This window comes from Halomonas sp. 3D7M (assembly GCF_014897885.1).
Lineage (GTDB): Bacteria > Pseudomonadota > Gammaproteobacteria > Pseudomonadales > Halomonadaceae > Vreelandella.
In genome coordinates, this window is the sequence record NZ_JABUZF010000261.1 from 1 (window position 1) to 6,623 (window position 6,623).

Consider the following 6,623-nt stretch of genomic DNA (forward strand, 5'->3'; position numbering starts at 1 on the left):
CACCTGACGGTGCGGCATTTCATCGATCAATTAATAGCATTTGATCGTTTACTATCAATCATTTACCTAATGAAAAATAGGTTACTGCTTAGCGGTTTCCACTGCTTTCTTAGTGGTCTCTTCCGCCATTTTCTGGCTCTCTTGCATAAAGTTTTGGCTAATGGAGGTGACTTTTTCAGAGTCTCCTTTCATACGTTCCATTAGGTCAGAGGCTGTTTTTTGCTGGCTTTCCATGGCTTTTTTAAAGCTGTCGGCATCTTTAACGTCTAACCATGTGCGTGCCTGAGCAACCGTCATATCAGAGTATGCACGTGCTGCATCCATTTGCGCGCTGACAACTTGCTGATAATAATCAAGCGCTGCCAGGGTATAAGAACGCATTGGCGATACAAAGACAGACTCAAACTGCTGGGTGGATTTCTCTGCGGCCTTGTTCATCACATAATCTCCTTAAGTGAGCTAGCGATTCGACACGCATCGATAAGCGGTCGATGATCAGGCGGTTGCCTTTACTAACAACAAAGCTAGCAGTGCCTTTTGTGCAGCGCAACATTATTTTTAAATAACATTGCTGCTAGCGATTGAAGGCGGCAACCTCATCAACCAATCAGTGACAACTTAGCGATTGCCAAACAAGTATTTACGTGCCTGCTCATCTATTTCTCCCCCCGCCTGTGGATTAACGTCTTCGATCAAAGAATAAGCTTTTCGGACAGCGGGGCGCTGTGCTACTTCATCAAACCAACGCTCTAGGTCAGGAAACTCCTCTAACGTTTGGCACTGCTTTTCCCATGGCACAATCCATGGATAAATCGCCATATCAGCGATGGAGTAACGATCACCACCCACATAATGCTGCTGAGATAGTCGTTGATCTAGCACGCTGTACAAGCGATACGTCTCGCGCACGTAACGTCCGATAGCATATTCGATTTTTTGCGGCGCATAGTGGCAAAAATGGTGGTTTTGACCCGCCATCGGACCCAACCCGCCCACTTGCCAATGAAGCCATTGCAGCACGACATAACGCTCTCGCCCCTCAGCGGGCAGATACTGTCCGCACTTATCAGCCAGGTATTCCAAAATAGCCCCTGACTCAAACAGTGCCAGGGGCTGACCACCGTCTTGAGGTGCATGATCCACAATGGCGGGAATACGATTATTCGGCGCAATGGTTAAGAATTCAGGGTCAAACTGCTCGCCACGCCCTATGTTGACAGGTTTTACCCGGTAAAGAAGTTTTGCTTCTTCAAGCATGATGGAGATTTTGTGGCCATTGGGAGTTGTCCAGTAATACAGATCAATCATTGCCATCTCCTCTCACACATACGACATAAGTCGTTTGTGTGGCTTTCCTCGTACATACGATGGATACAGGCGGCATTATTGCCGCCTGACACATTATAGATCACGAATAGTAATGGACTTACCCGCGACCGCCTCGTGCACCTCCAGCATACGCTTAAACCACTCATCAACCGGATCATTAGTGTCAACTAATGGCTCAAGTGACACTGTATATGCCCACATCATGCTGCCAAATAGTAGGTAATCTGCTCCACTGGGTGCTTCGCCATCTAAAAATGGGCTACTCCGAAGCTGATCACGTACAGGAGCCAACAGTTTTTTCAGCTGTGCTCGCCCCTGTTCTGGATTATTGACGTCCTCTAAACGCATACCAAAACGGGCTTCGCGGGTCTCTCTGAAGTAGGCGCGGTCGTCAGGATGTATGGCCGCTAATAAATCCAGCGCGACCGTGCGAAAAAGTGCCGGGGTCACGCTACGCTCAACAAAAAGCTTAAAAAAGTGGACTCGCTGATAGCTCACCCCTTCTCCCAATACTGGATTGGCAGGATAGGCCTTATCTAAGTAGCGCATGATTTCGAAGCTATCAGTGACAACCGTGTCACCATCGGTTAACACCGGCACTTTGTCGTAGTCGGCAAAGGCAAGTGCCTCTTTATCAAGAAAACGCCAAGGAACAGTCGTATATTCCAACCCTTTGTGTGCCAGTGCCATACGAACGCGCCAGCAATAGGGAGAAAAGCGTAAGCGCTCATCGCGTCCGCATAAGTCATAAAGAGTTATTGCCACTGTGACGGCCTCCTTGTAATTAGAAACGTGGTTAAAACCAAACACACGCTGACAACAATGGGCTTAAGCTACCAAGGACGCAAGTAACGGGATTTACTTGTTCTGAACCCTCCCCAAAGGTCTTCGTATCAGCTAAGTAAGCGAGCGACTTTTTCTCCATTCATTTGCCCTGTACTGCCTTTTTAGATGGAAACTGTACTGTCTATTAGTCTAATGGGTTGCAGGCATCCCTACTGCATTGTGGAAATTTAAAAGCAAATAAAAACAATTCGTTAAATTTAAAAGAGTGGTTCAACGCCTATACATACAACCACCCTTAATTGGTCTTACCAATTATCCAATATAGCCATTTTTTCTACCTAACCGTATCTTTCGCACTGATCCAACCAGCATTGCCACGATCGCTGGCATCTGCCGAGCACACCAAATCAATAACAAGGGGCCATTCCTAAAATGAATGAAACTACACTTGCACTTCTGGCATTTCTGCCGCTGCTGCTTGCCGGTATTTTGCTCATTGGTTTTAAAATACCCGCAAAAATAGCGATGCCGATTGTTTTCCTGACCGCAGCCGTCATTGGTCTGACCGCTTGGGATATGTCGTTTAGCCGCGTTGCCGCGTCTACCATTCAAGGGCTGATTCAAACAGCAGGCCTTTTGTGGATAATTTTTGGCGCCATCTTGCTACTAAATACGCTTAAGCATTCTGGCGGCATCACTGCGATTCGTAACGGTTTTTCAGGCATTAGCCCTGACCGTCGCGTTCAGGCGCTAATTGTTGCTTGGTTATTCGGCTGCTTCATTGAAGGGGCTTCTGGCTTTGGTACGCCTGCAGCAGTAGCCGCACCGCTCATGGTAGCGCTTGGCTTCCCTGCACTGGCAGCCGTTGTTGTCGGCATGATGATTCAGTCCACACCGGTCTCTTTTGGCGCCGTTGGCACCCCAGTTGTAGTGGGTGTCGGTAGCGGGCTGGATCGCGCTGGCATCACTGCCCAGTTGGAAGCTAGCGGCTCTACGTGGGACGTTTTTTTCCAGCAAATTACTAGCTCTGTGGCCATTACTCACGGCATCGTAGGCATATTGATGCCTCTGATTTTGGTATTGATCATGGTGCGCTTCTTCGGTGCGAACCGCTCCTGGAAAGAAGGTCTATCCATTGCGCCCTTTGCGATCTTTACTGGCATTTCGTTCGTCGTACCTTACATGCTGGTCGGCGTTTTCTTAGGTCCAGAATTCCCGTCAATGATTGGGGCAATGGTGGGCTTAGCGATTGTAGTGCCCGCTGCTCGTAAAGGCTTCTTACTGCCGAAAGACACCTGGGACTTTCCTGAATCAACGTCTTGGCCAGACGAGTGGATCGGCAACCTGCAAATCAAGCTAGATGACGTTGTTGGTAAAGCACCAATGTCGACCTTCAAGGGCTGGATTCCTTACGTCCTACTCGCGATATTCTTGGTTGCTTCACGCATCGTTGAACCGCTGAAAGCCGCCTTGACCTCCGTTAACCTGAGCTGGAACAACATTCTAGGCGAGGCCGGTGTCAGCGGCGGTGTACAGCCGCTTTATTTGCCTGGCGGCATTATTATCGCGGTGGTCATCGTCACCTACTTCTTGCACCGCATGAACCCGCAGAAAATCAGCGCTGCCGTGTCTGAATCCACTAAAACCATCTTCGGCGCTGGCTTTGTCTTGATCTTCACCGTTCCCATGGTGCGCATCCTGATTAACTCTGGCGTGAATGGTGCTGACCTTGTGTCAATGCCCGTCATGATGGCCCAGGCGGTAGCTAACAGCGTGGGGGGAATTTATCCCTTCTTTGCACCTGCGGTTGGGGCTATGGGCGCCTTTATTGCCGGTTCCAATACCATTTCTAATCTGATGCTAGCTGAATTCCAGTTTAGCGTTGCCGAAACACTCGGGTTGTCCACCGCGATGATGGTCGCGCTACAAGCCGTTGGTGCCGCTGCGGGTAACATGATTGCGATTCACAATGTTGTCGCCGCATCAGCGACGGTTGGCCTACTTGGTCGCGAAGGTACAACGATTCGTAAAACAATTATTCCCACGATCTACTATCTGATCTTTACTGGGATTATTGCCCTTATTGCTTTTTATGTGATTGGCATTACCGATCCACTGATGTGATGGGAAAACGTTAATCAAGAGTGAGTCTCCCCTGCTGGGTAGCCTAAGGGCAACCCAGCAGCCTCTTCACAAGAGGTGACTCCCCGGCAACCTCAGCAGAAACAGTAAATCACTAACACGTTATTAGCATTTTCACTGTATGCAAAAGTTTTCCAGCACCGAATTAGTTATTTATGGAAAGATTTTCCATAAAGTGATTAGATAATTTTCTGCTCTCCTCACCCACAGGAGCTAACATGAACTTTCTTTTCGATGAACGCCTCGACGGCGAATTCATTCACCGCGATAAAGCAGATGTTTTAGATGATCTGCAAAACGCAGTGCCGTCTTTAACGCTGCTGCACCGTGAAGAGGACTTGCATCCCTTTGAGTGCGACGGCCTTGCCGCTTATCGCATCCTGCCGATGCTGGTTGCATTACCCGAGACTCTGGAACAGGTAGAAGGCCTTTTAAAACGCTGCCATGCCTTGGGTGTTCCGGTGGTTACTCGTGGTGCAGGCACGGGGCTTTCAGGCGGTGCTTTACCGCTTGAACGAGGCGTCCTGCTAGTGATGTCGCGCTTCAACACGATTATTAATGTTGACCCAGATGCTCGCATTGCACGTGTACAGCCAGGCGTGCGCAACTTAGCTATTTCTGAGGCTGCTGCCCCTTACGGGCTTTATTATGCACCCGACCCATCGTCACAGATTGCTTGCTCGATTGGTGGCAACGTGGCGGAAAATGCGGGTGGCGTGCACTGCCTCAAGTATGGTCTCACCGTTCATAACGTGATGCGTGTTGATGTCATGACGATTGAAGGCGAGCGTATGACGCTGGGATCCGAAGCGCTGGATGCACCGGGCTTTGACCTCCTCGCGTTGATGAATGGCTCTGAAGGCATGTTGGGTGTGGTCACTGAAATTACCGTAAAGCTGCTGCCCAAACCTGAAACCGCCAAGGTACTCATGGCCAGCTTTGACGACGTAGAAAAAGCGGGCCGTGCTGTTGGTGACATTATTGCTGCGGGGATCATTCCTGGCGGGTTAGAAATGATGGATAAGCTGGCCATCAAGGCTGCTGAAGATTTCATCAAGGCAGGTTACCCCGTTGAAGCAGAAGCCATTCTTCTGTGTGAGCTAGATGGCGTTGAAGCCGATGTGGACGACGATTGCCAAACCGTTCGCCGCGTCTTAGAAAAAGCGGGGGCGACCGACATTCAACAGGCTCGCGATGAGGCTGAGCGGGCCAAATTCTGGGCAGGGCGAAAAAATGCTTTCCCCGCGGTGGGGCGCATGTCGCCTGACTACTACTGCATGGATGGCACCATCCCTCGCCGCGAACTCCCTCGCGTTCTCAAAGGTATTGCCGCCCTGTCGGAAGAGAGTGGCTTGGCGATTGCCAACGTCTTCCATGCCGGTGACGGCAATATGCACCCGCTGATTCTATTTGATGCCAATAAAGAGGGAGAGCTGGCTCTTGCAGAGGACGTCGGCGGAAAAATTCTCGAGCTATGCGTCGCGGCGGGCGGCTCCATCACTGGCGAACATGGTGTCGGCCGCGAAAAAATTAATCAGATGTGCAGTCAGTTTCAAGCCGATGAGCTAACGGTATTCCATGCCTTGAAAGCCGCTTTTGACCCACAGCGCTTACTCAACCCAGGAAAAAATATTCCTACCCTGGCGCGCTGTGCTGAGTTTGGCGCGATGCATGTGCACAACAACGAACTACCGCATCCGGAACTACCACGCTTCTGATGCGACTCCTAGTCGACTAACCACTAGGAAGCATAATGATTAGGAATCACCATGACTGAACTAGCGATACATGCTGCCGATCAAGATATCGCTGACGACCTGTGCGAACAGGTGCGCAGCGCCTATGCCAACCGCACGCCACTGCGCATAGTTGGTGGCGATACCCGCGCTTTTTACGGCCGAGCGGTAGAAGGCAACGCCTTAAACATGTCGCCCCATAGCGGCATTATCTCTTATGACCCGGTAGAGCTTGTAATTACTGTTCGTGCCGGTACGCGGTTAAGCGCACTCAACGCAGCTCTAGCCGAAGAAAATCAAATGCTGGCCTTTGAACCACCCGCATTCAGCGATGCCAGCACCATTGGCGGTGCTGTTGCCACCGGCATGTCCGGCCCACGCCGCCCATGGGCTGGCGCAGCAAGAGACTTTGTCTTGGGCACACGCGTGATCACCCAAGAAGGCAAGTTGTTGCGTTTTGGCGGTGAAGTCATGAAAAACGTCGCCGGATACGACCTCTCACGCTTAATGGCAGGTGCTCAGGGGACGCTAGGCGTGCTAGCGGATATCTCGTTTAAAGTCCTGCCTATTCCTACTGCCACTCACAGCCTACGCCTAAGCATGAGTCTTGAAGATGCCTTGGCTAAGCTC

At 50.5% G+C, this 6,623-nt stretch carries 6 protein-coding genes; 3 read left to right on the forward strand and 3 right to left on the reverse strand.

All coding sequences use genetic code 11. From position 1 onward, the window contains the following. Positions 1 to 81 precede the first annotated feature (81 nt). The 3 genes from INT22_RS16875 to INT22_RS16885 all read right to left on the reverse strand — a co-directional run bounded on the left by INT22_RS16875 (position 82) and on the right by INT22_RS16885 (position 2,094). Positions 82 to 438, reverse strand: a complete 357-nt coding sequence (locus tag INT22_RS16875; RefSeq protein WP_038477905.1) for a phasin family protein — start codon at positions 436 to 438, stop codon at positions 82 to 84. Positions 439 to 618: 180 nt separating this feature from the next. Continuing rightward, complete coding sequence (locus tag INT22_RS16880) at positions 619 to 1,308, reverse strand: glutathione binding-like protein (protein WP_089039723.1); 690 nt, start codon at positions 1,306 to 1,308, stop codon at positions 619 to 621. Positions 1,309 to 1,401: 93 nt separating this feature from the next. Beyond that, on the reverse strand, positions 1,402 to 2,094 hold the full coding sequence (locus INT22_RS16885; protein WP_193068612.1) for a glutathione S-transferase family protein: 693 nt from the start codon (positions 2,092 to 2,094) through the stop codon (positions 1,402 to 1,404). 453 nt (positions 2,095 to 2,547) lie between these two features. Between INT22_RS16885 and INT22_RS16890 the strand changes: the two genes are divergently transcribed. The 3 genes from INT22_RS16890 to glcE all read left to right on the forward strand — a co-directional run. After that, positions 2,548 to 4,239 carry an L-lactate permease gene (locus INT22_RS16890; RefSeq protein ID WP_193068613.1) on the forward strand — a complete coding sequence of 564 codons (1,692 nt, stop codon included), beginning with the start codon at positions 2,548 to 2,550 and terminating at the stop codon, positions 4,237 to 4,239. Positions 4,240 to 4,475: 236 nt separating this feature from the next. Next, positions 4,476 to 5,975, forward strand: a complete 1,500-nt coding sequence (gene glcD / locus INT22_RS16895) for a glycolate oxidase subunit GlcD (protein ID WP_193068614.1) — start codon at positions 4,476 to 4,478, stop codon at positions 5,973 to 5,975. A gap of 51 nt (positions 5,976 to 6,026) precedes the next feature. Beyond that, on the forward strand, positions 6,027 to 6,623 hold a 597-nt coding region (glcE, locus tag INT22_RS21325), incomplete at its 3' end, for a glycolate oxidase subunit GlcE (RefSeq protein WP_226912845.1).